23 protein-coding genes and 1 pseudogene are annotated in these 22835 nt (G+C 61.8%); 15 read left to right on the top strand and 9 right to left on the bottom strand.

Annotated elements, in window-relative coordinates:
• Positions 1-35 precede the first annotated feature (35 nt).
• The 9 genes from mdcA (at position 36) to madM (ending at position 7165) form a co-directional block, all read left to right on the top strand.
• Complete coding sequence (mdcA, locus tag G9Q84_RS04570) at positions 36-1706, top strand: malonate decarboxylase subunit alpha (RefSeq protein ID WP_122681977.1); 1671 nt, start codon at positions 36-38, stop codon at positions 1704-1706.
• Positions 1707-2540, top strand: coding sequence for a triphosphoribosyl-dephospho-CoA synthase (locus G9Q84_RS04565; RefSeq protein WP_122756286.1), 834 nt, complete (start codon positions 1707-1709; stop codon positions 2538-2540).
• Positions 2540-2839 (top strand): malonate decarboxylase subunit delta, encoded by a 300-nt coding sequence (locus tag G9Q84_RS04560; protein ID WP_181642957.1) that lies wholly within the window; start codon positions 2540-2542, stop codon positions 2837-2839. The genes G9Q84_RS04565 and G9Q84_RS04560 overlap by 1 nt, the downstream gene beginning before the upstream one ends.
• Positions 2832-3674 carry a biotin-independent malonate decarboxylase subunit beta gene (locus tag G9Q84_RS04555; RefSeq protein ID WP_032884108.1) on the top strand — a complete coding sequence of 281 codons (843 nt, stop codon included), beginning with the start codon at positions 2832-2834 and terminating at the stop codon, positions 3672-3674. Before G9Q84_RS04560 ends, G9Q84_RS04555 begins: the two co-directional genes overlap by 8 nt.
• The gene (gene mdcE / locus G9Q84_RS04550; RefSeq protein ID WP_181642956.1) at positions 3671-4441 is read left to right on the top strand and encodes a biotin-independent malonate decarboxylase subunit gamma; all 771 of its coding nucleotides are present in this window, start codon (positions 3671-3673) and stop codon (positions 4439-4441) included. Before G9Q84_RS04555 ends, mdcE begins: the two co-directional genes overlap by 4 nt.
• The gene (locus tag G9Q84_RS04545; RefSeq protein ID WP_181642955.1) at positions 4435-5031 is read left to right on the top strand and encodes a malonate decarboxylase holo-ACP synthase; all 597 of its coding nucleotides are present in this window, start codon (positions 4435-4437) and stop codon (positions 5029-5031) included. Before mdcE ends, G9Q84_RS04545 begins: the two co-directional genes overlap by 7 nt.
• Complete coding sequence (gene mdcH, locus G9Q84_RS04540; protein WP_181642954.1) at positions 5028-5927, top strand: malonate decarboxylase subunit epsilon; 900 nt, start codon at positions 5028-5030, stop codon at positions 5925-5927. Before G9Q84_RS04545 ends, mdcH begins: the two co-directional genes overlap by 4 nt.
• A gap of 67 nt (positions 5928-5994) precedes the next feature.
• On the top strand, positions 5995-6399 hold the full coding sequence (gene madL, locus G9Q84_RS04535; RefSeq protein ID WP_027606068.1) for a malonate transporter subunit MadL: 405 nt from the start codon (positions 5995-5997) through the stop codon (positions 6397-6399).
• Between the two features lies 1 nt (position 6400).
• Positions 6401-7165, top strand: coding sequence for a malonate transporter subunit MadM (gene madM, locus G9Q84_RS04530; RefSeq protein WP_181642953.1), 765 nt, complete (start codon positions 6401-6403; stop codon positions 7163-7165).
• A 110-nt stretch (positions 7166-7275) separates the two neighbouring features.
• Here madM and G9Q84_RS04525 read toward each other — a convergent pair whose 3' ends face one another.
• On the bottom strand, positions 7276-8190 hold the full coding sequence (locus G9Q84_RS04525; RefSeq protein ID WP_032884099.1) for a LysR family transcriptional regulator: 915 nt from the start codon (positions 8188-8190) through the stop codon (positions 7276-7278).
• A gap of 144 nt (positions 8191-8334) precedes the next feature.
• Between G9Q84_RS04525 and trhA the strand changes: the two genes are divergently transcribed.
• A complete protein-coding gene (gene trhA, locus G9Q84_RS04520) occupies positions 8335-8952 on the top strand; it encodes a PAQR family membrane homeostasis protein TrhA (RefSeq protein WP_032884097.1) in 618 nt (205 codons plus the stop codon).
• 20 nt (positions 8953-8972) lie between these two features.
• Here trhA and G9Q84_RS04515 read toward each other — a convergent pair whose 3' ends face one another.
• Positions 8973-9875, bottom strand: a complete 903-nt coding sequence (locus tag G9Q84_RS04515; protein WP_181642952.1) for a LysR family transcriptional regulator — start codon at positions 9873-9875, stop codon at positions 8973-8975.
• Between the two features lie 108 nt (positions 9876-9983).
• Between G9Q84_RS04515 and G9Q84_RS04510 the strand changes: the two genes are divergently transcribed.
• From G9Q84_RS04510 to G9Q84_RS04500, 3 genes and pseudogenes are all read left to right on the top strand, one after another.
• Entirely contained in the window at positions 9984-11225 is a 1242-nt protein-coding gene (locus tag G9Q84_RS04510) for a D-amino acid dehydrogenase (RefSeq protein ID WP_095185116.1), read from the top strand.
• A 10-nt stretch (positions 11226-11235) separates the two neighbouring features.
• Positions 11236-11586, top strand: a complete 351-nt coding sequence (locus G9Q84_RS04505) for a RidA family protein (protein ID WP_032884091.1) — start codon at positions 11236-11238, stop codon at positions 11584-11586.
• Positions 11587-11602: 16 nt separating this feature from the next.
• Positions 11603-12504: pseudogene (locus G9Q84_RS04500) on the top strand (transporter substrate-binding domain-containing protein).
• 73 nt (positions 12505-12577) lie between these two features.
• Here G9Q84_RS04500 and G9Q84_RS04495 read toward each other — a convergent pair.
• Together G9Q84_RS04495 and G9Q84_RS04490 are read right to left on the bottom strand one after the other, a co-directional pair.
• Positions 12578-13297 carry a 16S rRNA (uracil(1498)-N(3))-methyltransferase gene (locus tag G9Q84_RS04495; protein WP_032884087.1) on the bottom strand — a complete coding sequence of 240 codons (720 nt, stop codon included), beginning with the start codon at positions 13295-13297 and terminating at the stop codon, positions 12578-12580.
• 32 nt (positions 13298-13329) lie between these two features.
• Positions 13330-14736 carry an adenosylmethionine--8-amino-7-oxononanoate transaminase gene (locus tag G9Q84_RS04490; protein WP_032884084.1) on the bottom strand — a complete coding sequence of 469 codons (1407 nt, stop codon included), beginning with the start codon at positions 14734-14736 and terminating at the stop codon, positions 13330-13332.
• Positions 14737-15008: 272 nt separating this feature from the next.
• Here G9Q84_RS04490 and G9Q84_RS04485 point away from each other — a divergent pair, with 272 nt between their 5' ends.
• Positions 15009-15560, top strand: coding sequence for a cytochrome b (locus G9Q84_RS04485; protein ID WP_032884081.1), 552 nt, complete (start codon positions 15009-15011; stop codon positions 15558-15560).
• A gap of 32 nt (positions 15561-15592) precedes the next feature.
• On the top strand, positions 15593-16171 hold the full coding sequence (locus tag G9Q84_RS04480) for a YceI family protein (RefSeq protein ID WP_095185113.1): 579 nt from the start codon (positions 15593-15595) through the stop codon (positions 16169-16171).
• A 94-nt stretch (positions 16172-16265) separates the two neighbouring features.
• On the opposite strand, the gene G9Q84_RS04475 is transcribed toward G9Q84_RS04480, so the two are convergent.
• The 5 genes from G9Q84_RS04475 to ahcY all read right to left on the bottom strand — a co-directional run bounded on the left by G9Q84_RS04475 (position 16266) and on the right by ahcY (position 22833).
• On the bottom strand, positions 16266-18158 hold the full coding sequence (locus G9Q84_RS04475; RefSeq protein WP_032884076.1) for an RNA helicase RhlE2: 1893 nt from the start codon (positions 18156-18158) through the stop codon (positions 16266-16268).
• A gap of 221 nt (positions 18159-18379) precedes the next feature.
• Positions 18380-19171 (bottom strand): substrate-binding periplasmic protein, encoded by a 792-nt coding sequence (locus tag G9Q84_RS04470; protein ID WP_032884074.1) that lies wholly within the window; start codon positions 19169-19171, stop codon positions 18380-18382.
• A gap of 63 nt (positions 19172-19234) precedes the next feature.
• Entirely contained in the window at positions 19235-20317 is a 1083-nt protein-coding gene (locus tag G9Q84_RS04465) for a hypothetical protein (RefSeq protein ID WP_032884073.1), read from the bottom strand.
• A gap of 83 nt (positions 20318-20400) precedes the next feature.
• Complete coding sequence (gene metF, locus G9Q84_RS04460; protein ID WP_032884515.1) at positions 20401-21246, bottom strand: methylenetetrahydrofolate reductase [NAD(P)H]; 846 nt, start codon at positions 21244-21246, stop codon at positions 20401-20403.
• A 177-nt stretch (positions 21247-21423) separates the two neighbouring features.
• Positions 21424-22833: an adenosylhomocysteinase gene (gene ahcY / locus G9Q84_RS04455; protein WP_032884071.1), complete on the bottom strand. Its 1410-nt coding sequence runs from the start codon at positions 22831-22833 to the stop codon at positions 21424-21426.
• Positions 22834-22835: the final 2 nt, after the last annotated feature.

Here is a 22835-nt window from a genome sequence, read left to right as displayed (position 1 = left end):
GTAAGCCTCACGACAGCTAACCTCGTGGAGCGACCATGACAACAACAATAACCCCCGACTCGCGCTGGACGCGGCGGCGCGACGAGAAGCAGCGGCGGCTCGGGCTGGTCAAAAAGTACGCAGACGGCGCGGTGCTGCCCAGCGACAAGATTGTTGAGGCGCTTGAGGCGCTGATCCTCCCCGGCGACCGCGTGGTGCTGGAAGGCAATAACCAGAAGCAAGCCGACTTCCTCTCGCGCTCGCTGGCCAAGGCCGACCCGGCCAAGCTTCACGATTTGCACATGATCATGCCCAGTGTCGGGCGGTCCGAGCACCTGGACCTGTTTGAAAAGGGCATCGCCCGCAAGCTGGATTTCTCCTTCGCCGGCACCCAATCCCTGCGCATCAGCCAGTTGCTGGAAGACGGCCTGCTGGAAATCGGCGCGATCCACACCTACATCGAACTCTATGCACGGCTGGTGGTGGACCTGATCCCCAACGTGGTGCTCTCCGCCGGTTTCATGGCCGACCGTGCCGGCAATATCTACACCGGCGCCAGCACCGAAGACACTCCGGCGCTGATCGAACCCGCCGCGTTCAGCGATGGCATCGTGATCGTGCAGGTCAACCAGTTGGTGGATGACGTCACCGATTTGCCTCGCGTCGACATCCCCGCCAGTTGGGTGGATTTTGTGGTGGTGGCCGACAAGCCGTTCTACATCGAGCCGCTGTTCACCCGCGACCCGCGCCATATCAAACCGGTGCATGTGTTGATGGCGATGATGGCGATCCGTGGCATCTACGAAAAACACAATGTGCAATCGCTCAACCACGGCATCGGTTTCAACACCGCCGCCATCGAATTGATCCTGCCCACCTACGGCGAATCCCTGGGCCTTAAGGGCAAGATCTGCCGCAACTGGACCCTCAACCCGCACCCCACGCTGATCCCCGCCATCGAAAGCGGTTGGGTGGAAAGCGTGCATTGCTTTGGCACCGAGCTGGGCATGGAGAACTACATCGCCGCCCGCCCGGATGTGTTCTTCACCGGCCGCGACGGTTCGATGCGCTCCAACCGCATGTTCTGCCAATTGGCCGGCCAGTACGCAGTGGACCTGTTTATCGGCGCCACCCTGCAAGTCGACGGCGACGGCCATTCCAGCACCGTTACCCGTGGCCGCCTCGCCGGTTTCGGTGGGGCGCCGAACATGGGCCATGACCCGCGCGGTCGCCGCCATGGCACGCCGGCGTGGCTGGATATGCGCCACGACGATGCGCCGGTTGCGCTGCTGGAACGCGGCAAAAAGCTCGTGGTGCAGATGGTCGAGACCTTTCAGGAAGGCGGCAAACCCACCTTCGTCGACACCCTCGACGCCGTGGAAGTGGCACGCAAAAGCGGCATGCCCCTGGCGCCGATCATGATTTACGGTGACGACGTCACCCACCTGCTCACCGAAGAAGGCATTGCCTACCTGTACAAGGCGCGCTCCCTGGAAGAACGCCAGGCGATGATCGCCGCCGTCGCCGGGGTGACCGCCATCGGCATGCGCCATAACCCGAAGGACACAGCACGCATGCGTCGCGAAGGCCTGATCGCCTTGCCCGAAGACTTGGGCATCCGCCGCACCGACGCCACCCGCGAGTTGTTGGCCGCCAAGAGCGTGGCCGACCTGGTGGAGTGGTCCGGTGGCCTGTACAACCCGCCCGCCAAATTCAGGAGCTGGTAAATGCGCGCTCTCAAACTGCATGAACTCAGTCTTGCGGATCGCCTGGCGGATATGGCCGTCGATGCGCTGATCGATGAAGCGGACCTGTCGCCTAAACCCGCCCTGGTGGACCGTCGCGGCAACGGCGCCCACAGTGATTTGCACTTGGGGCTTATGCACGCCTCGGCGCTGTCGTTATGGCCGATGTTCAAGGAAATGGCCGAAGCGGCGATTGAAATCGGTGAGGTCGGCTTGCCTCTGCGCGAAGCCCTCGGTCGTATTGGCCGTGAGGGTGAGCAAGCGATGCTCACCACCACTCAGGGTGTGAATACCCATCGCGGCGCGATCTGGGCGCTCGGCTTGCTCACTGCTGCGGCAGCCTTGGAGCCCCGCGCTGTAACGCTGAACGCGGCCAGATTAGCCCTGCTCAACGACCGCTACGCCCCACAGCCACTGAGCCACGGCGCCCAGGTCGCGCAACGCTACGGCGCGCGCGGTGCCCGTGAAGAAGCGCAGCTTGGCTTCCCCTCGGTGATGCAGCGCGGCCTGCCGCAACTGCACAAAAGTCGCCGCCAAAACGCCGGCGAACAGAACGCACGCCTGGACGCCTTGCTCGCGATCATGACCGATCTGGCCGACACCTGCGTGCTCTATCGCGCCGGCCTGGAAGGCCTGCATGCCATGCAGCGCGGCGCTCAGGCCGTGCTCGATGCTGGCGGCAGCGCTAGCCTCGCCGGGCGCCGCCAACTGCATGAGCTGGACCACCAACTGCTGGCCCTGAATGCCTCCCCCGGTGGCGCCGCCGACCTGTTGGCCGCCTGCCTGTTTATCGACCGCCTCGACGGAGCGTTGTGATGGAAACCTTATCCTTTGAATTCCCCGCCGGGCAGCCGCCAAAAGGCCGTGCGCTGGTGGGTTGCGTCGGCTCGGGCGACCTGGAAGTGCTGCTGGAGCCGGGCACGGCCGGCACGTTGACCATTCAAGTACAGACCTCGGTGAATGGCGCCGGACAACGCTGGCAGCACCTGTTCGAACGCATCTTCCAAGAGCAGACACCACCCGCCCTGAACATTGATATCCACGACTTCGGCGCCACCCCCGGCGTGGTGCGTTTGCGCCTGGAGCAGGGTTTCGAGGAGATCGGCCATGACTGACTTGCTCGCTAAACACAGCTTCGTGGAACTGGGTGCGCGGCAGCGGGCCAAGGCCTTGTTGGATGCCGGCACCTTTCGCGAACTGATTGACCCGTTCCAGCGGGTCATGTCGCCCTGGCTCAGCCGCCAAGGTGTGGTGCCCCAGGCCGATGACGGGGTGGTGATCGCCAAGGGCAGTATCGGCGACTTGCCTGTGGTGATTGCAGCCATTGAGGGCAACTTCCAGGGCGGCAGCCTCGGTGAAGTGGGCGGCGCGAAAATCGCTGGCGCCCTGGAGTTGGCAGCTGAAGACAACCGCAAGGGCATCCCGACCCGCGCGGTGCTGCTCCTGGAAACCGGCGGCGTACGCTTGCAGGAAGCCAACCTCGGCCTGGCCGCAATTGCCGATATACACGCGGCGATTGTCGACCTGCGCCAGTACCAGCCGGTGATCGGCGTGGTGGCGGGCAGCGTTGGTTGTTTCGGCGGCATGTCCATCGCGGCCGGGCTGTGCAGCTACCTCGTCGTGACCCGCGAAGCGCGCCTGGGCCTCAATGGTCCGCAGGTGATCGAACAGGAAGCCGGGTTGGAAGAATACGACTCCCGCGACCGTCCCTTTATCTGGAGCCTCACGGGTGGCGAGCAACGTTTCAACAGCGGCCTGGCCGACCGTTACGTGGCCGACGATGTGGCGCAGATCCAACAGACGGTCAGCGCGTTGCTGCAGCAAGGCGTGCCCGCCCAACAGCGCAGTCGCCAGGCTGATTATTACCTCACACGCTTGGCCGAGCTGGACGCCGTACCGCAAATCGACCCGGCGACGGTACGCGAGCTGTATCAAGGAGAACGCTCATGAGAGGTTTGCAGTGGTTCAACGCATTGAGCGCCGGCGCTCCACCTGTAGACGGTTTTCCCGCGTCGCTGAGGGTTGCCGACGGTGTATTGGGTGAGCAAAAGGTGCGCTTTGTCGCCGTGGTGACTGACGCGCAAAACCGCTTCCCTCGGGCGCGCAATGGCGAAGTCGGCCTGCTCGAAGGCTGGGGCCTGGCCAAGGCCGTCGATGAAGCCATCGCCCGCGGCGACAAGCGCCCGCTCATCGCCATCGTCGATGTGCCCAGCCAAGCCTACGGCCGTCGCGAAGAAGCCCTCGGCATCCATCAGGCCCTGGCCGCTGCCGCCGACAGCTATGCCCGCGCTCGCCTCGCCGGCCACCCGGTGATTGCGCTGCTGGTGGGCAAGGCCATGTCCGGTGCGTTCCTGGCCCACGGTTACCAAGCCAACCGCCTGATCGCCCTGCGCGATCCTGGTGTGATGGTGCACGCCATGGGCAAGGCCTCGGCTGCGCGGGTGACCCTGCGCAGTGTCGAAGAGCTGGAAGCCCTGGCCGCCAGCGTGCCGCCCATGGCCTATGACATCGACAGCTATGCCAGCCTCGGATTGCTGTGGGAGACCTTGTCGGTGAGCCAGATTGAACAACCGACAGCGGACGATGTGGTGCGGGTCAGTGAATGTCTGGCGAGTGCAATCAAGGACATTGGCACACCCGATTTGAGCGGACGCCTCGGCGCCACTAATCGCACCGCTTCCAGCCACGTGCGCGAGTTGTTGCGGGAGCAATGGTGAACGCGCACGACCTGCTCTGGGGCATGACCCCGGCGCATCTGCCCGTTGACGCACCGGCCTGGGCGGTGGACGCGATCAGCGCCGGTCACCCGGTAGTGGTGCGTCGCGCGCTCGCCGAGCCGGGCCAGGTGGCGGTCGGCGTGCGTGGACGTTTGCGCGAACAGCGTTTTGCCGCCGTGATGCCGATTGCAGCGGTGCGTCGGCGTGTGGTGCCGGAGGCGTTGCGCGCCGTGATCTCGACGCGGGATTTACCTGCGTTGCACGCATTGCAGCAGTTGCGCCCGGTGCTGGCCCAGACAAGCTGGGGCGTCAGCGGCAGTGCGGGTTTTGAGTTGGCGACCGGCATTGAGGCGCTGCATGCTGAGAGTGATCTGGATTTGATCCTGCGCGCGCCTGAGCCGCTGGATCGCAATGACGCGCGGGCTCTTCTGGAACGACTGGATAAGGCGGTGTGCAGCGTAGACCTGCAATTGCAAACCCCGTTCGGCGCCGTCGCGTTGCGCGAGTGGGCCGGGCCATCCCGCCGCGTATTACTCAAAACCACCAGCGGTGCGCACCTTGTAATCGACCCCTGGCAGGATGTGGCATGAGCAGCCTGCTGGTGTTTCCGGGGCAGGGCGCCCAGCGCACGGGCATGCTCCAGGCGCTGCCTGCCGACATCCTGGCCGAAGCCAGCGATGCCCTGGGCGAAGACGCGCGCCTGCTCGATTCCGCGCAAGCCCTGGCCAGTACCCGCGCCGTGCAGCTGTGCCTGTTGATTGCCGGCGTTGCCCACGCCCGTCTGTTGGATCGCACCCCGGATTACGTGGCGGGCCTGTCCATCGGTGCCTATCCGGCTGCGGTCATCGCTGGTGCGCTGGATTTTCCCGATGCGGTAAAGCTTGTGAGCCTGCGCGGCCAACTGATGCAAAGCGCTTATCCACGCGGCTACGGCATGACCGCGATCATCGGCGTGGAGTTATCCACCGTCGAAAACATCCTCGCCGACATCCACAGCCCCGAAACCCCGGTATACCTGGCCAATATCAACGCCGATAACCAGAGCGTGATCGCCGGCAGCGACGATGCCATGAAGCGTGTTGCCGCGCGCATCAAGGGCAATGGCATCGCCAAGCGCCTGGCCGTCAGTGTGCCGTCCCATTGCGCGCTGCTGGAGCAACCGGCCGAGGCCCTGGCCCAGGCGTTTGTCCCGCTCAAGGCGCCGCGCATCACCTACCTGAGCAGCACCCGCGCGCGGCCGATCCACAACCCCGAACACCTTTGCGACGACCTGGCCTTCAACATGTGCCGCGTTGTCGACTGGCGCGGCACCTTGCAAAGCGCCTATGAGCGCGGCGTGCGCCTGCAAATCGAACTGCCCCCGGGCGCCGTGCTCACCGGCCTGTCACGCCGCGTGTTCGAACAAGGCACGGTGATCGCCTGTGAAGGCGCACGCCTGGATACCTTGCAGGCCCTGCTGGAAGAGGAGGAGCGCCGCCACCGATAAAGCACTACCCAAGGCTGTCGAATCACAAAAACAACAATTTCGATCGAGCACTTCGAGGACAACAACAATGATTATTTACGGTGTGGCATTGCTGGCGATCTGCACGCTTGCAGGTGTGATCATGGGCGACATGCTCGGCGTGTTGCTTGGCGTCAAATCCAACGTGGGCGGGGTGGGCATCGCCATGATCCTGCTGATCTGCGCCCGCCTGTGGATGCAAAAACGCGGCGGCATGACCAAGGAATGCGAGATGGGCGTCGGCTTTTGGGGCGCGATGTATATCCCCGTGGTGGTGGCGATGGCCGCGCAACAAAACGTCGTGACCGCCTTGCACGGCGGCCCGGTCGCGGTGCTGGCGGCCATTGGTTCGGTGGTGGTCTGTGGTTGCACCATTGCCTTGATCAGCCGTACCCACAAGGGCGAGCCTCTGCCCGCCGAAGAGCCGCTGATCGTGCCTGCGGGAGGTCGCTGATATGTGGGATCTCATCGAAAAAGGTTTGGAACATAACGGCCTGATCACCGCGTTTGCCTTTGTTGGCGTGGTGATGTGGGTTTCTGTGGTGCTGTCCAAGCGCCTGACGTTCGGGCGTATCCATGGCTCGGCGATTGCCATCGTCATCGGCCTGATCCTGGCCTGGGTCGGCGGCACCATTACCGGCGGGCAAAAAGGCCTGGCGGACCTGGCGCTGTTCTCCGGTATCGGCCTCATGGGCGGCGCGATGCTGCGCGACTTCGCCATCGTTGCCACGGCGTTTGAGGTGCAAGCCACCGAAGCGCGCAAGGCCGGGATGATCGGTGTGATTGCGCTGCTGCTGGGCACGATCCTGCCGTTTATCGTCGGCGCCAGCATGGCCTGGGTGTTTGGCTATCGCGACGCGATCAGCATGACCACCATCGGCGCGGGTGCCGTGACCTACATCGTCGGCCCGGTGACCGGTGCGGCGATTGGCGCGACCTCGGATGTGATGGCGCTGTCCATTGCGACCGGGTTGATCAAGGCGATCCTGGTGATGGTCGGTACACCGGTGGCGGCGCGTTGGATGGGCTTGGATAACCCGCGTTCGGCGATGGTGTTTGGTGGCTTGGCCGGCACCGTGAGCGGCGTGACGGCTGGGCTGGCGGCAACGGACCGACGGTTGGTGCCTTATGGTGCATTGACGGCCACGTTCCACACCGGGCTTGGGTGTTTGCTTGGGCCTTCGCTGCTGTACTTCATTGTGCGTGGGTTGGTTGGCTAGCTTTGGAAGTTGTGTTGTCTGGTTGGGCCTCATCGGGGGCAAGCCCCCTCCCACATTTTGAATTGTGAACACATTCAAGTGTGGGAGGGGGCTTGCCCCCGATGGCTATCTCAAGCCTGCCGATTGGCGTACATCCGACACTCCGCCAACAACGCCAGCAAATTTGGGTCACGTTCCTTGGCCTTCAGAAACACCACGCCGATCTGCTGCTGCAACCGATACCTGGCTTGCAGCGGTATCAGCTTCACGCGGTTTTCATACACCGCCGCAATCCGTCCCGGCAACAACGCATAGCCCACGCCTGAGCTGACCATGCTCAACAGCGTGAAGATGTCATTGACCTGCATCGCCACCTTCGGCTCGAACCCCGCTTGCTTGAACACTCGGTTGCCATCCTGGTGGGTGGCGAAGCCTTGGGTGAGGGTGATGAAGGTAGCGTCGCGCACGTCGGCCAGGTCGATTTCGTGATCACGGTCGAAAGGTGAATCCGCCGGAGTGGCGAGGAAGATGTCGTCGGAGAACAGCGCGATCTGCTCGCAGTCGGGGTCGTTGGCCTGTTCATCGAGGGAGATCAGGATCGCGTCCACTTCCATGTTCTTGAGCTTGTAGAGCAGGTCGAAGTTGGAACCCAGGATCAGGTCGATATTGAGCTCGCTGCGACGAATCTTCAGGCCCATGATCAGTTGCGGCACGGTCTTGACCGTCAGCGAATACAGCGAGCCCAACTTGAAGCGCTCGGCCGAGAAGCCGGCGGCTTCGCGGGTCAGGCGCACGCTGTCGACCACATCGGCCACCAGTTTCTGTGCGCGCTCTTCGAGGACGTAGGCGCTTTCCAGCGGGGTGAGGTTGCGGCCCTCGTGTTTGAACAGCGGGCAGCGCAGTGCATTTTCCAGCGAGTGGATGGCGCGGTGCACGCTGACATTGCTGGTTTGCAGTTCGGCAGCGGCGCGGGCCAGGTTGCCGGTGCGCATGAACGCCAGGAAGATTTCCAGCTTTTTGAGGGTGAATTCTTCGTCGATCAGCATGGCCGTGGGCTCTTGTTCGAATGCCGTCGATTGTGCCCGCAAAACCGCGCGGCGTCGCCGGAACGTCATGCGACGCTTGCACTCTTATGCCCAAGGCGGGAGGCTTGCCGCCAGCTGTTAACGGTTACAGGAGGTCGGTGACACATGTACCACGGGGAACGATTCAACGCCTGGAGCCATTTGCTCGGTGCAGTCGCGGCGTGTATTGGCGCTGTGTGGATGTTGGTGGTGGCGAGCCTGGATGGCAGCCCCTGGAAGATCGTCAGCGTGGCGATTTACGGCTTTACGTTGATGGTGCTGTACAGCGCGTCGACCGTGTACCACAGCGTGCAAGGTCGGCGAAAAGAGATCATGCAGAAGGTCGATCACTTTTCGATCTACCTGTTGATCGCCGGCAGCTACACGCCGTTTTGCCTGGTGACCCTGCGCGGCCCGTGGGGCTGGACGCTGTTCGGCATCGTGTGGGGGCTGGCGGTGATTGGTATCCTGCAAGAGATCAAGCCGCGCTCTGAGGCGCGCATCCTGTCCATTGTGATCTATGCGGTGATGGGTTGGATCGTGCTGGTGGCAGTCAAGCCGTTGATCGCCGCGCTGGGGACGGCGGGGTTTACCTGGCTGGCGGCGGGCGGGGTGTTGTACACCGTGGGCATCATTTTCTTTGCCCTGGAGGACCGCCTGCGGCATTCCCATGGGATCTGGCATCTGTTTGTGATCGGCGGCAGCCTGCTGCACTTTGTGGCGATCATGCATTACGTGCTTTGAATGTGAGAGGGGCGATGTCTTTAGAGGCGTCCCAACAACTCGCATGACCGCTTGCCCAAGATCTCCAGCAGATTGGCCAGCATATGCGGCGGCGGTCCGTCGGCGCGGGTCAGGGCATACAGGGTGATCGGCAGCGGCGGGGTGAGCGTGCGGATGCAAGTGGTGGCCGTGGAGGCGCCCAGCGCGGTGAACGGGTCGATCACCGTTAACCCCGCGCCGGACTCCACCATCGCGCGCGCCAGCGAATAGGTTTGCACCGAGATCGTCACCCGGGGCGCAGGGTCGACATTCTCCAGGTAGCTGTCGAGTTTTGCCGCCAGCGGGTCGGCGCTGGACAGGCCAATCAGCGGCGCGCCCGCCAAGTCGGCCAATGGCAGGGGCTGATGCAGCTCAGTCTCCGGCCAATAGCCTTTGGACGCCAACGCCACCAGCACACCGTTGGCCAACACCTGGGTGGTCAACCCTGGATGGCCGGAGAAGTTGAGCGTCAGTGCCAGATCAATCTCGCGCATCAACAACTTTTGCACCAGTTCGCGGCTGTGGTCGCTGGACAGTTCACAGGCCATGTCCGGATAGTCGCGCTTCCATTCCAGAATCGCCGGCGGCAGCAGCGACAGTGCCAGGGCGGGGGTTGCGCCGATGCGCACACTTTGCCCCGGCGCACGACGCAAGCTCTTGGCCAGACGCCGCACCCCTTGCAGGCTCGCGGTGACTTTCTCCACTTCACTCTCCAGCGCCAGTGCTTCCGGCGTGGGTTGCAACTTGCCGCGTACGCGCAGGAACAATGGGAAGCCCAGTTGCAGCTCTGCGTGCTGCAACACTTTGGTTACTGCCGGCTGCGACACGTGCAGCAATTGCGCGGCGGCGCTGACGGAGCCGGTCTGGCGGATTGCCTGGAAGATTTCGATATGACGCAGGCGCATGGCAAGTCCATAACCTTTGTTTATAGGTGAGCCATCTTTATTCATTGTCGGCGGCCTGTCACCTGCCCCTACGCTTGAGCCTACTTAATCGATGGCGAGGGGGCGGGGATGGCCAGGCAGGTTTGCATCATTGGCGGTGGAGTCATTGGCTTGGCGAGTGCGTATGCGCTGGTGCGTGCCGGCCATGAAGTGACGGTGATCGACGCTCGCGACCGACTGGGCAGCGAAACCAGTTTCGCCAACGGCGGGCAACTGTCCTACCGCTATGTCGCGCCGTTGGCTGATGCCGGAGTGCCGCTGCAAGCGCTTGGCTGGCTGGTGCGCGGTGACTCTCCGTTGAAATTGCGCCCACGCCTCGATCCCCAGCAATGGCGTTGGATGGCGGCGTTTATCGGCGCATGCCGAGGTTCGGTGAATAAGCGTAATGCGGAGCACCTGCTGCGCTTGGCCTCCTTGAGCCAACGCACGTTGCAGCAATGGCGCGAGGATGACCACCTGGACGGTTTCGACTGGCGGCGCAATGGCAAGCTGGTGACTTTCCGCGATAGCCGTTCATTCGCGCATGCGCGCAGCAAGGTCACGGATATTTTGCAGCAGCAGGTATGGTCCGCCGCCGATTGCGCGCGGCTGGAGCCTGCGCTGGCGGGCGATGGGTTTGTCGGCGGCATCTACACGCCGAACGAGGAAGTCGCGGACTGTCACGCGTTCTGCCAACGATTGGCGGCGCGGCTTGAGGCCTCTGGGCGCTGCCGATTTTTGTTGGGGCGCAAGGTGACCGGGATTCGTCACGCGGACGGCGCGGTACAAGCCATCGAATTGGCGGATGAAGTGATGCCGGTCCAGCACCTGGTATTGGCCGCGGGGTATCGCAGCGCCGAGTTGGGGTTGCCGGGGCTTTCGCTGCCGCTGTATCCGCTGAAGGGCTACAGCCTGAGCGTGCCGATTGGCCCGCAGCACCAGGCGCCGAATGTGAGCATCACCGACTACGACCGCAAGATCGTCTACGCGCGCATCGGCGAACAACTGCGGGTGGCGGCGATGGTGGATATCGTCGGTTTCGACGCGGGCCTGGAGCCCAAGCGTTTGGCCCTGATCAAGCGCCAGGCGGTCGAGACGTTCCCTCTGGGCGGCGACTATGCCCGTGCGGTCGAGTGGGCCGGCATGCGCCCGGCCACGCCTACCGGTGTGCCGCTGATTGGCGCCAGCGTTTATCGCAACCTGTGGCTGAACCTGGGCCACGGCGCCCTGGGGTTTACCCTGGCATGCGGCAGCGGCCAACTGTTGGCCGAGCTGATCGGTCGGCACGCCCTTTCCATTGATATGCAGGGCCTGACGCCCCGCGCCGCTTGAGGATGTAACCATGACCATCAATCGAATCAGCAGCAACGAGCGTCTTTCTGGTGCCGTGACTTTCAAGGACTTGGTGTTCTTGTCGGGTCAGGTACCGGGTGACGGTCAGGATGTCGCGACACAAACCCGCGAAGTGCTGGCCAAAATCGACGGGTTACTGGCCCAGGCGGGCAGCGACAAGGACCATCTGCTCAATGCGACCATTTACCTCAAAGACATCGGCACCGGTTTTGCGCCAATGAACGAGGTGTGGTCGGCGTGGCTGTCGCCGGGGATGGCGCCCACGCGAACCACCCTGCAGGCGGAGCTGGCGCGACCGAGTGTGTTGGTGGAAATCAGTGTCATCGCTGTACGTAAATAACCAACGGAGTAGAACAATGAAAAAAATCCTGTTGACCGGTTGTACCGTGGGGCTGTTGTTTGGGGCTCAGGTTCAGGCAAATGAACCGGCGCTGAACGGCACGTTGAGCAAGATCGCCAACGCCAAGTCCATCACCCTGGGCTATCGCGATGCGTCGGTGCCGTTTTCCTATGTGGGGGATCACAGCGGCAAACCCATGGGTTATTCGGTGGACCTGTCGAGCAAGATCGTCGAGCGCATCCAGCAGAAAACCGGAGTGGCCGACCTCAAGGTGAAGTACAACCTCGTGACGTCCCAGACGCGAATTCCGCTGGTGCAGAACGGCACCGTTGACTTGGAATGCGGTTCCACCGGAGTGACCGCCGAGCGCCAGAAGCAGGTGGCATTTTCCTATGGGTTATTTATGTGAAAGGCCAGTTGCTGACGGCTAAAGACAGCGGCATCAAAGGCTTCACCGACCTTGCCGGCAAGAACGTGGTGACCACTGCCGGCACCACCAACGAACGTTTTCTCAAGAGCTACAACGCCGAGCACAAAACCAATATGTTCGTGATCAGCGCAAAGGATCATGGCGAAGCGTTCAAGATGCTGGAGACGGGCCGCGCCGTGGCGTTTTATATGGACGACGCGCTCCTCTACGGCGAACGCGCCAAAGCCAAGGACCCGCACAAATGGGTGGTGGTGGGCGAGGAGCAGTCGCGGGAGATCTACAGCTGCATGGTGCGCAAGGACGATCCGCAGTTTCTTGCGGTGGTCAACGAGACCCTCGGCGACCTGTACCGCTCGGGGGAGATCAACGGGATTTACCAGCGCTGGTTTGAACAGCCGATTCCGCCCAAGGGCTTGAACCTGGAATTCCCGATGACCAGCGAGTTGAAGGCGATTATTGCCAAGCCGGTGAGTGATCCGGTGGAGTAAGAAGGGGTAACTCAATCGTAATGTGGGAGGGAGCAAGTCCCTCCCACATTACGGTCGTTTTTGCAGCTGTGGGCTAGAAGTCGCCCCAGAGTTGTTGGGCGACGGCCAGCGCTACCACTGGCGCGGTCTCGGTACGTAGCACCCGTGGGCCGAGACGGGCGGCATGGAAGCCGGCGGCTTGGGCGGTGTCGACTTCATTGTCCGTCAACCCGCCTTCCGGCCCGATCAGAAACGCCAGGCTCGCAGGCTTGGCATGGCTGACCATCGGCTCTGCCACCGGGTGCAGCACCAGCTTCAGATCCGCCTCGACCTGCTTCAGCCAGTCCGCCAGCAACAGCGGTGGGTGAATCACCGGCACCGTCGAACGCCCGCATTGCTCGCACGCACTGATCGCCACCTGGCGCCAGTGCAGCAGGCGTTTGTCAGCGCGTTCGTCCTTGAGTCGCACTTCGCAGCGGTCGCTGAAAATCGGGGTGATTTCGTTGACCCCCAGTTCAGTGGCTTTCTGGATTGCCCAATCCATGCGCTCGCCCCGGGACAGGCCCTGGCCAAGGTGGATGTGCAGCGGCGATTCGGTCTGGCCCGTGAAGCTTTCGGTGAGTTGTACGGTGACGCGTTTTTTCCCGACCTCCAGCAATGTGCCGCGAAACTCCAGGCCGGAGCCGTCGAACAATTGCACGGCGTCGCCCTCGACCATGCGCAGCACGCGGCTGATGTAATGCGCCTGGGCTTCTGGCAGTTCATGGTCACCGAGGCTCAGCGGGGTGTCGGTGAAAAAGCGGGACAGTCTCATGTCTGTTCTCTGAAGAATTTAGGTAGGAACCATCAGCCCGGGTCGCGAAAGCCTGGGTGGAAGTCTTTTGGCACGGCGACGCTGACCTTGCTATTGGTCGCGATATCGATGCCTTCGCTGGCAACGGTGGCGAGGAAGTCGATCTGCTCCGGCGTAATCACATACGGCGGCAGGAAATACACCACGCTGCCCAATGGCCGCAGCAGCGCACCACGTTCCAGGGCATGCTCGAACACCTTCAAACCACGGCGCTCCTGCCACGGATAGGCGGTTTTGGTGGCCTTGTCCTGGACCATTTCGATGGCCAATACCATGCCGGTCTGGCGCACTTCCGACACATGGGGATGATCGACCAGGTGGGCAGTGGCGGTTGCCATACGCTGGGCCAGGGCCTTGTTGTTTTCGATGACGTTGTCTTCTTCGAATATATCCAGGGTCGCCAGGGCCGCCGCGCACGCCAGCGGGTTGCCGGTGTAGCTATGGGAGTGCAGGAACGCGCGCAGGGTCGGGTAGTCGTCGTAGAAGGCGTCGTAGACATCATCTGTGGTGACCACCGCCGCCAACGGCAGGTAACCGCCGGTGAGGGCCTTGGACAAGCACAGGAAGTCCGGACGGATGCCGGCCTGTTCACAGGCGAACATCGTGCCGGTACGGCCGAAGCCCACGGCGATTTCGTCGTGGATCAGGTGCACGCCGTAGCGGTCGCAGGCTTCGCGCAGCAGCTTCAGATACACCGGGTGGTACATGCGCATGCCGCCTGCGCCCTGGATCAGTGGCTCGACGATCACGGCGGCGACGGTGTCATGGTTGTCGGCCAGGGTCTGTTCCATGGCCAGGAACATAGTGCGCGAGTGCTCTTCCCAGCTCATGCCCTCGGGGCGCAGGTAGCAGTCCGGGCTTGGCACCTTAATGGTGTCGAGCAGCAGCGCCTTGTAGGTTTCGGTAAACAGCGGCACGTCGCCCACCGACATCGCAGCGATGGTTTCGCCGTGGTAACTGTTGGTCAGGGTGACGAAGCGCTTTTTGTTCGGCAAACCGCGGTTGAGCCAATAGTGGAAGCTCATCTTCAGCGCGACTTCGATGCACGACGAACCGTTATCGGCATAGAAGCAGCGGGTCAGGCCTTCGGGGGTCATCGCGACCAGGCGTTCGGACAGTTCGATCACCGGCTGGTGGCTGAAGCCGGCGAGGATCACGTGTTCCAGTTGGTCGACCTGGTCCTTGATGCGTTGGTTGATGCGTGGGTTGGCGTGGCCGAACACGTTGACCCACCAGGAGCTGACAGCGTCGAGGTAGCGCTTGCCTTCGAAGTCTTCCAGCCAGACGCCTTCCCCGCGCTTGATCGGGATCAGCGGCAGCTGCTGGTGGTCTTTCATCTGGGTGCAGGGATGCCACAGCACGGCGAGGTCGCGTTGCATCCACTGGTTGTTCAAGCCCATCGGTGATCTCCTCGAAGCGGTCCTGCGAACGGCGCAGGCGAAACAATCGCGCAAGCCTATGCAATGGAGGCCTGGGTCACAAGCCATTGTGGGGAATTCGGAGTAAACGCGGGACGGACTGTCACGTTTGTTAGGGATAGTCCTTAATCCTTGGTTAACTTATTGTGCATACGCTCTAGATCGTATTTCTCGATATTTCAAAGCAAAATTTTCCGCTTTAATTCGATAGGTAAATCGCTAGTCTTGGGCGCAGCTCTTACGGGATTAAGTACATGCAGCTACGTAACTCACCGGCCCGTTATGGCTGGGTCAGTATGATTTTGCACTGGGGTGTGGCCCTGGTTGTGTTCGGTCTGTTCGCCCTGGGTTTGTGGATGGTTGGGCTCGACTACTACAGCGCCTGGCGCAAAGACGCGCCGGACCTGCACAAGAGCATTGGCATCACGCTGTTCGCCATCATGCTGGTGCGTATCGTCTGGCGCCTGATCAGCCCGCCACCACCGCCGTTGGCCAGTTACAGCCGCTTGACCCGCATCGGTGCCGCGTTCGGCCACGCGTTCCTTTATCTCGGGCTGTTTGCCGTGATGATTGCCGGATACCTGATTTCCACCGCCGATGGTGTCGGTATCCCGGTGTTTGGCCTGTTTGAAATTCCTGCCGTGGTTTCCGGTCTACCGGACCAGGCAGACAACGCGGGCTTGGTGCATTTGTACCTGGCCTGGGTGCTCGTGGTTTTCGCCGGCTTGCACGGCGTGGCTGCGTTGAAACACCACTTTATCGATCGTGATGCGACCCTCACGCGAATGCTGGGGCGCAAAGCCTGATGTTCAACCTCGACTCACAAGGAATATAAAGCATGTTGAAGAAGACCCTCGCCGCTCTGGCAATCGGTACAGCGCTGCTGTCTGCAGGTCAGGTGATGGCCGCTGACTACAAAATCGACAAGGAAGGCCAACACGCCTTCATCGACTGGAAAATCAGCCACCTGGGCTACAGCTTCATCCACGGTACCTTCAAGGACTGGGATGGTACGTTCAGCTGGGATTCCGCCAAGCCTGAAGCCAGCAAAATCGCCGTCGACGTGAAAACCGCCAGCCTGTGGTCCAACCACGCTGAGCGTGACAAGCACATCGGCAGTAAGGACTTCCTGGACGTTGCCAAGTTTGCTGACGCCAAGTTCGTATCTACCGCTGTTAAATCCACCGGCGAAAAAACTGCTGACGTGACCGGCGACCTGACGTTCCACGGCGTGACCAAGCCTGTGACCTTCAAGGCTACCTTCAACGGTGAAGGCAAGGATCCATGGGGCGGCGAGCGTGCGGGCTTCAACGCCACCACTACGCTGGACCTGAACGACTTCGGCATCAAAGGCCCGGGCCCGTCTTCGCAGACTGTTAACCTGGACATCTCGCTGGAAGGTGTTAAGCAGAAGTAATTTCTGCCCACAGCAGGGCTCATTCTTTTTTGTTGAGTCCAAAAAAATGCCCCGTCTCGAAAGAGGCGGGGCATTTTTTATGGAGCTTTGAAACTCAGCGGTTGCGAGTCAGCAGCGCTGGTTTTTCACCACGAGGGCGGCCTGGCAGTTGATCCAACTGCTCAGGTGTCGGGAAGCGGTCAGCTTTCGACTCCTTGTGGATGATCTTCGGCGCTGGGCCACCGCGCGGGTTTTGCACGGCTGGCTCGGACGAACGAGGCTGGTCGTCACGGGCTGGGCGGCGGTTGTTGCTGCGCGAATCTTCGCGGCGGGCCTGGCCGTCACGCGGTGCACCGCTACGCGGGCCGCTGCGTTTGGCAGGCGGGGTGCCGGTGGTGCCGCCGCTGCTGTTGCGCGGACCGTTCTGGCGCGCGCCCTGTGGCTGGCCGCCACGGGGTGCACCAGTGCCTGCGCCGGCACCCTGTGCTGGGGCACCTGGACGACGGCCACGGCCTTGGGCCGGTTTGGCCTGTGGCACGTAGTCGACGCGGTTACCGAAGTTATCCACGTCGTCGTCGAGGAATTCGTCCGGGGCACGGTCGGCTGCAGCGCGCGGCGGTTGGCTCGGCTGACGCTGTTCACGGGCCGGGGTACCTTCACGAGGCTTCTGCTCGCGGGCTGGGCGTTCGCCACGGCCGTTGGTTGGCGCTTTTTCCTTGCCGCCTTTGTCTTTGCCTTTGTCGCGACGACCACCGCCACCACCGCCGCCGTTCGGGCCATCGCCCTTCGGACCGCGTGGGTTGCGTGGGTTACGCACGTCAGGACGTTCGCGCACTTCAGGCTTTTCGGCCTCTACAGCGCTGGCATCAAAGCCCATCAGGTCGCCATCGGCGATTTTCTGCTTGGTCATGCGCTCGATGCTTTTCAGCAGTTTTTCTTCGTCCGGTGCTACCAGGGAAATGGCTTCACCCGAACGACCGGCACGGCCAGTACGGCCGATACGGTGCACATAGTCTTCATCGACGTTTGGCAGCTCGAAGTTGACCACGTGTGGCAACTGGTCGATATCCAGGCCGCGTGCAGCGATATCGGTCGCTACCAGGATGCGTACGCTGCCGGCCTTGAAGTCAGCCAGGGCTTTGGTGCGCGCGTTCTGGCTCTTGTTCCCGTGGATGGCGACGGCGGTGAGGCCGTGCTTGTCCAGGTATTCAGCCAGGCGGTTGGCGCCGTGTTTGGTACGGGTGAACACCAGCACCTGCTCCCACGCACCGTGGGTGATCAGGTGGGCCAGCAGCGAGCGCTTGTGGCTGGCGGCCAAGCGGAAGACGCGTTGCTCGATACGCTCGACCGTGGTGTTCGGCGGCGTGACTTCGATGCGCTCCGGGTTGTGCAGCAGCTTGCCGGCCAGGGCGGTGATGTCTTGGGAGAACGTTGCCGAGAACAGCAGGTTCTGACGTTTGGCCGGTAGGCGGGCGAGGACTTTTTTCACGTCATGGACAAAGCCCATGTCGAGCATGCGGTCGGCTTCGTCCAGCACGAGGATTTCCACGTGGGACAAATCGACGCTGCCTTGGCCGCACAGGTCGAGCAAGCGACCAGGGCATGCCACCAGCACGTCAACACCACGGGACATGGCCTGAACCTGTGGGTTCATGCCGACGCCGCCGAAGATGCAGGCGCTGACGAACTTCAAGTCGCGGGCATACAGCTTGAAGCTGTCGTGCACTTGGGCGGCGAGTTCGCGGGTAGGGGTCAGAACCAGTACGCGTGGTTGGCGCGGGCCGTGACGCTGGGATTTGTCCGGGTGACCGTTGGGGAACAACCGCTCCAGAATCGGGAGGGCGAAGCCGCCGGTTTTACCAGTACCTGTCTGAGCCGCAACCATCAGGTCGCGACCTTGCAACACGGCGGGAATGGCCCGCTGTTGCACCGGAGTAGGCTCGGTATAGCCCGCTGCCTCGATGGCGCGGACTAAAGCCTCGGAGAGACCGAGGGAAGCAAAGGACATGAGTAATCCTGTTTTAGTTAGGGCTTGGCCCAAAGGGATAATCTTGCCGGGCGTGAATGGCGCTTAGGGGAGCGCAATCCCGTCCGGTCCTGCTGCGTCTGGCGGGCACTCCACCGGCTCGCGCGGGCTGAAAGCTGCGCAGTAGCGGGGTTGGGTGCCTTTTTCAAGACCTCAGCGGCCGGGCGTAAGCCTGGCGGGAAGGCCGGAGTATAGCAGAGCAATCACGGTGCGCCGCTTTCCTGCTGCTCAACGGTGTGTCCGGACGCCGTAATCGCTTCGAATCCACCATATTTGGCGCTCAATGCCGTGTAGGCCGGCTCCTGTTTGAAGCGTTTGAGCTCGGCGGCAAAGCGTTGCACCAGCAGGTCCATGCCTGCGCCACGACGTACGGCGAGGTACTGCTGCTGGCGGCTGACGACAACGGGGGCCTGGCTGACCTTGCCTTCCAGGCCCAGTGTCTTGATCACGTGCTGGCCAACCCGGCGGTCGGTGATCACAAGGTCGATGCGCCCCAGCAATAATTTGCCGAAGTTGGCTTCATGGCTGGGGGCCGGCTCGCGGTTGAATAAGGTGGAGTCGCTGAAGGGTAATCCGTACAGGTAGCCTGGCGACGTGCCGACTGTGAGGCCACGCAAGTCGTCGAGGCTTTGGACCGGATGCGGACGGTCGTTGGCGTAGAACATTACGAACTCCACTTCCGACAGCGGTTCGCTGGGGTACAGCAGCAGGGCGTCGCGGTCGTGGCTGTGGAAAATATCCAGCGCGCCATCGGCATGGCCTTGATCAAGCATGGCCAGACAGCGCTTCCAGGGCAGGAACTGCCATTGCACTTCGACCCCCAGGCGCTGGAATACGATCACCGTCGTTTCGTAATCCAGCCCGTGCATGGCGCCGTCTTCTTCATACACATAAGGCGCCCAGGGCTCGGTGACAATGCGCAGTTTCTCGCCGTAAGCGGCCAGGCTCAGGCAAGTGAAAAACGCGGCGATCAACAGCTTCAGAATGACAGGCATGCCCTGAGGTTACGACGCCCGTGCGTTAAAGAGAAGCTCTGGCTTAAGCTTCTGCGGGCCGCTCTATTTTGTGGGCGAGGTCATCAGGTGTTCATAGATGGCTGCGCGTCGCTCCCCCAGAATCAGGCGCACCACGGGGTTGGCGAACCAGTGTTCGAGTTGGTGTGCGTCCACCGGGCATTTCTGGCGTTCTTCCTGGTTTTGAAGGGCTTTTTCCCACCAAACTGGGCCGCAGGCCTTGTCGAATTCATTTTCGTGCTCGTAGCAGCCGTAGAGAATCTCACGGATGAACTGCTGCTTGCGCTTGGGCAGCGCCAGGGTGATCAGTTTGTACATCAGGCGCTGCAAGCGTGGTGGGCGGGGCAGGTGGGCGGAGACCTTGCGTGTATCGGCCAGGGCCTGGGTGCAGAGAGGGTCGGCGGCATGCTTGGTTACCCACGCCTTGACCTTGGCCCGGAACAACTGCTTGCGGCTCCAATAGTGATGGATCAGGTCCGGGCACTGGCGCACGTTGAGCGTGCGGTACGCGGCTACTGACAGGCAGAACTCTTCGAGGGTGTAGGCGCCGTGAGCCATGGGGAACAGCTCATCCATCAACTCGATCGAACGGTCCAGAATGTGCGCGTCTTGCCGGGTCAAGCCCATCACGCCTGAGTTGAGCAGCCACATATCATCGTCGGCGAGGCCTTTGTCGGCCAGGTACTTGGCCAGGGCTTCATACAGTACGCTTTCGCGGTTGTCGCCATACTTGGCCTGGAAGGCGTTGCACAGCACGGTGCCCGGTGTTACGCGCTCGAACAATGCCATGGGCGAGTCGTGGAAAAATGTATCGGTGTCGATCAGCAGCGCCAGTTCCGCCGTTTCCAGCACCTGACGCAACAGCACATGTTTGGTACGGAAATGGTAGCCGTGGGGTTCGCTCCAGCGTTGTCGCGTGGCGCTGTCCAATGTGTGGACCTGTACTGGCAAGCCACGGTACGGGGCCGGGTTGTCGCTGAACACTTGGATGTCTAACGGCATATCCTGAGGCCCGCCCAGTTGGGCAACGGCACTGGCGATGCTGAATACGGCTTCCTGATGGTAGGTCTCGGCGCCGAATACCAGGTAAATCAGCTGGGGGCGAGGAGTCGGGGACGCTGTATTCATTTACTGCTGGCTTCCTTTCCGGGGACATGTAGACAAAAAAAGCCCCCGTGATAACGAGGGCCGGGAACTGCTATTAAACCGGCTTAGCGTGGCAGTTTAAGGTTGTTCCAGATAGCGAGGCTCGGCTCAGCCTGGTTCAGGGTATAGAAGTGCAACCCCGGCGCGCCACCTTGTAACAAACGTTCACACATTTCGCTGATGACCTGTTCGCCGAACGCCTGGATGCTCTTGACGTCGTCGCCGTAGGCTTCCAGTTGCTTGCGCACCCAGCGTGGGATTTCGGCACCGCAGGCGTCGGAGAAACGTGCCAGCTTGCTGTAGTTGGTGATCGGCATGATGCCCGGCACGATCGGGATGTTCACACCCATGGCCCGTACGCGCTCTACGAAATAGAAGTAGCTGTCGGCGTTGAAGAAGTACTGAGTGATCGCGCTGTCGGCGCCAGCGTTGGCCTTGCGCACGAAATTCTGCAGATCGTCTTCGAAATTGCGCGCCTGAGGATGCATCTCCGGATAAGCCGCCACTTCGATATGGAAGTGATCGCCGCTTTCTTCACGGATGAAGCTCACCAGGTCATTGGCGTAGCGCAGCTCACCGCTGGCCATGCCCATGCCGGAGGGCAAGTCGCCGCGCAGGGCGACGATGCGCTGAATGCCGGCTTGTTTGTATTGGGTCAGCAGGCCGCGCAGGTCGTCCTTGCTGTCGCCCACGCACGACAAGTGCGGCGCGGCGGGAACTTTGACTTCGCTTTCCAGCTGCAACACGGTGTTGATCGTGCGATCACGGGTCGAGCCGCCAGCGCCGTAGGTGCAGGAGAAGAAGTCGGGGTTGTAGCTTGCCAACTGTTTGGCAGTCGCCATCAGTTTTTCATGCCCAGCATCGGTCTTGGTGGGAAAGAACTCGAAGCTGTAGCGACGGTCTTGGGACATGGTCATACCCTTTGAAACTCAGAAGCCGGAGTGTGTACACCGTCAATGTGGGAGCGGGCTTGCTCGCGAATGCGGTATGTCAGTGAAGAATAAGTTGACTGAAGCACCGCATTCGCGAGCAAGCCCGCTCCCACATAAAGCCCGCTCCCCTTAAGATAGAGAGCGGGCACAGGCAAATCAGTAGCGGTAAGCGTGCGGCTTGAACGGGCCTTCGACGGTCACGCCGATGTAGTCGGCCTGGGTCTTGGTCAGTTGAGTCACTACGCCGCCGAAGCCGCGGACCATTTCCAGGGCCACTTCTTCGTCGAGTTTCTTCGGCAGTACTTCCACGGTCAGGCGCTCGGCTTTCTGGGCTGGCGACAGGTCGGCGTACTTCTGGCCGAACAGGAAGATCTGGGCCAGTACCTGGTTGGCAAATGAACCATCCATGATGCGGCTCGGGTGGCCGGTTGCGTTGCCCAGGTTAACCAGACGGCCTTCGGCCAGCAGGATCAGGTAGTCATCGTTCTGCGGGTCGAAATCGCCAGCGCCGGTACGGTGAACCTTGTGTACCTGCGGCTTCACTTCTTCCCATGCCCAGTTCTTGCGCATGAAAGCGGTGTCGATCTCGTTGTCGAAGTGACCGATGTTGCAGACAACGGCGCGCTTCTTCAGGGCTTTGAGCATGTTCGCGTCGCAAACATTCACGTTACCGGTGGTGGTCACGATCAGGTCGATCTTGCCCAGCAGGGCTTTGTCGATGCTCGCTTCGGTGCCGTCATTGACGCCGTCGATGAACGGCGAAACCACTTCGAAACCGTCCATGCAGGCTTGCATGGCGCAGATCGGGTCGACTTCGGAGACCTTAACGATCATGCCTTCCTGGCGCAGGGACTGGGAAGAACCCTTACCCACGTCACCGTAGCCGATCACCAGGGCTTGCTTGCCCGACAGCAGGTGGTCGGTGCCGCGCTTGATGGCGTCGTTCAGGCTGTGACGGCAGCCGTACTTGTTGTCGTTCTTGCTCTTGGTCACCGAGTCGTTGACGTTGATGGCCGGGATCTTCAGCTCGCCCTTGGCCAGCATGTCCAGCAGGCGGTGTACGCCGGTGGTGGTTTCTTCGGTGACGCCGTGGACACGGTCCAGGATCGCCGGGTATTTCTTGTGCAGCAGCTCGGTCAGGTCGCCGCCGTCGTCGAGGATCATGTTGGCGTCCCAAGGCGCGCCATCTTTGAGGATGGTTTGTTCCAGGCACCACTCGTACTCTTCTTCGGTCTCGCCTTTCCAGGCATAAACCGCGATACCGGCAGCGGCGATAGCTGCGGCGGCCTGGTCTTGAGTCGAGAAGATATTGCAGGACGACCAGCGTACTTCGGCACCCAGGGCAACCAGGGTTTCGATCAGCACGGCAGTCTGGATGGTCATGTGGATGCAGCCGAGGATCTTCGCGCCTTTGAGTGGTTGCTCAGCGGCGTACTTGCGGCGCAGACCCATCAGGGCTGGCATTTCGGATTCGGCGATAAAGGTTTCGCGACGGCCCCAGGCAGCGAGGGACATGTCGGCGACTTTGTAGTCGGTGAAATCTGCAGGCGTGTTGACAGCGCTCATGA

Origin of the sequence: Pseudomonas sivasensis, from assembly GCF_013778505.1 — a bacterium.
In the GTDB taxonomy this organism is placed as follows: domain Bacteria; phylum Pseudomonadota; class Gammaproteobacteria; order Pseudomonadales; family Pseudomonadaceae; genus Aquipseudomonas; species Aquipseudomonas sivasensis.
The sequence above is the reverse complement of the archived record's forward strand: the minus strand, read 5'-3'. Positions and strand labels throughout refer to the sequence as shown.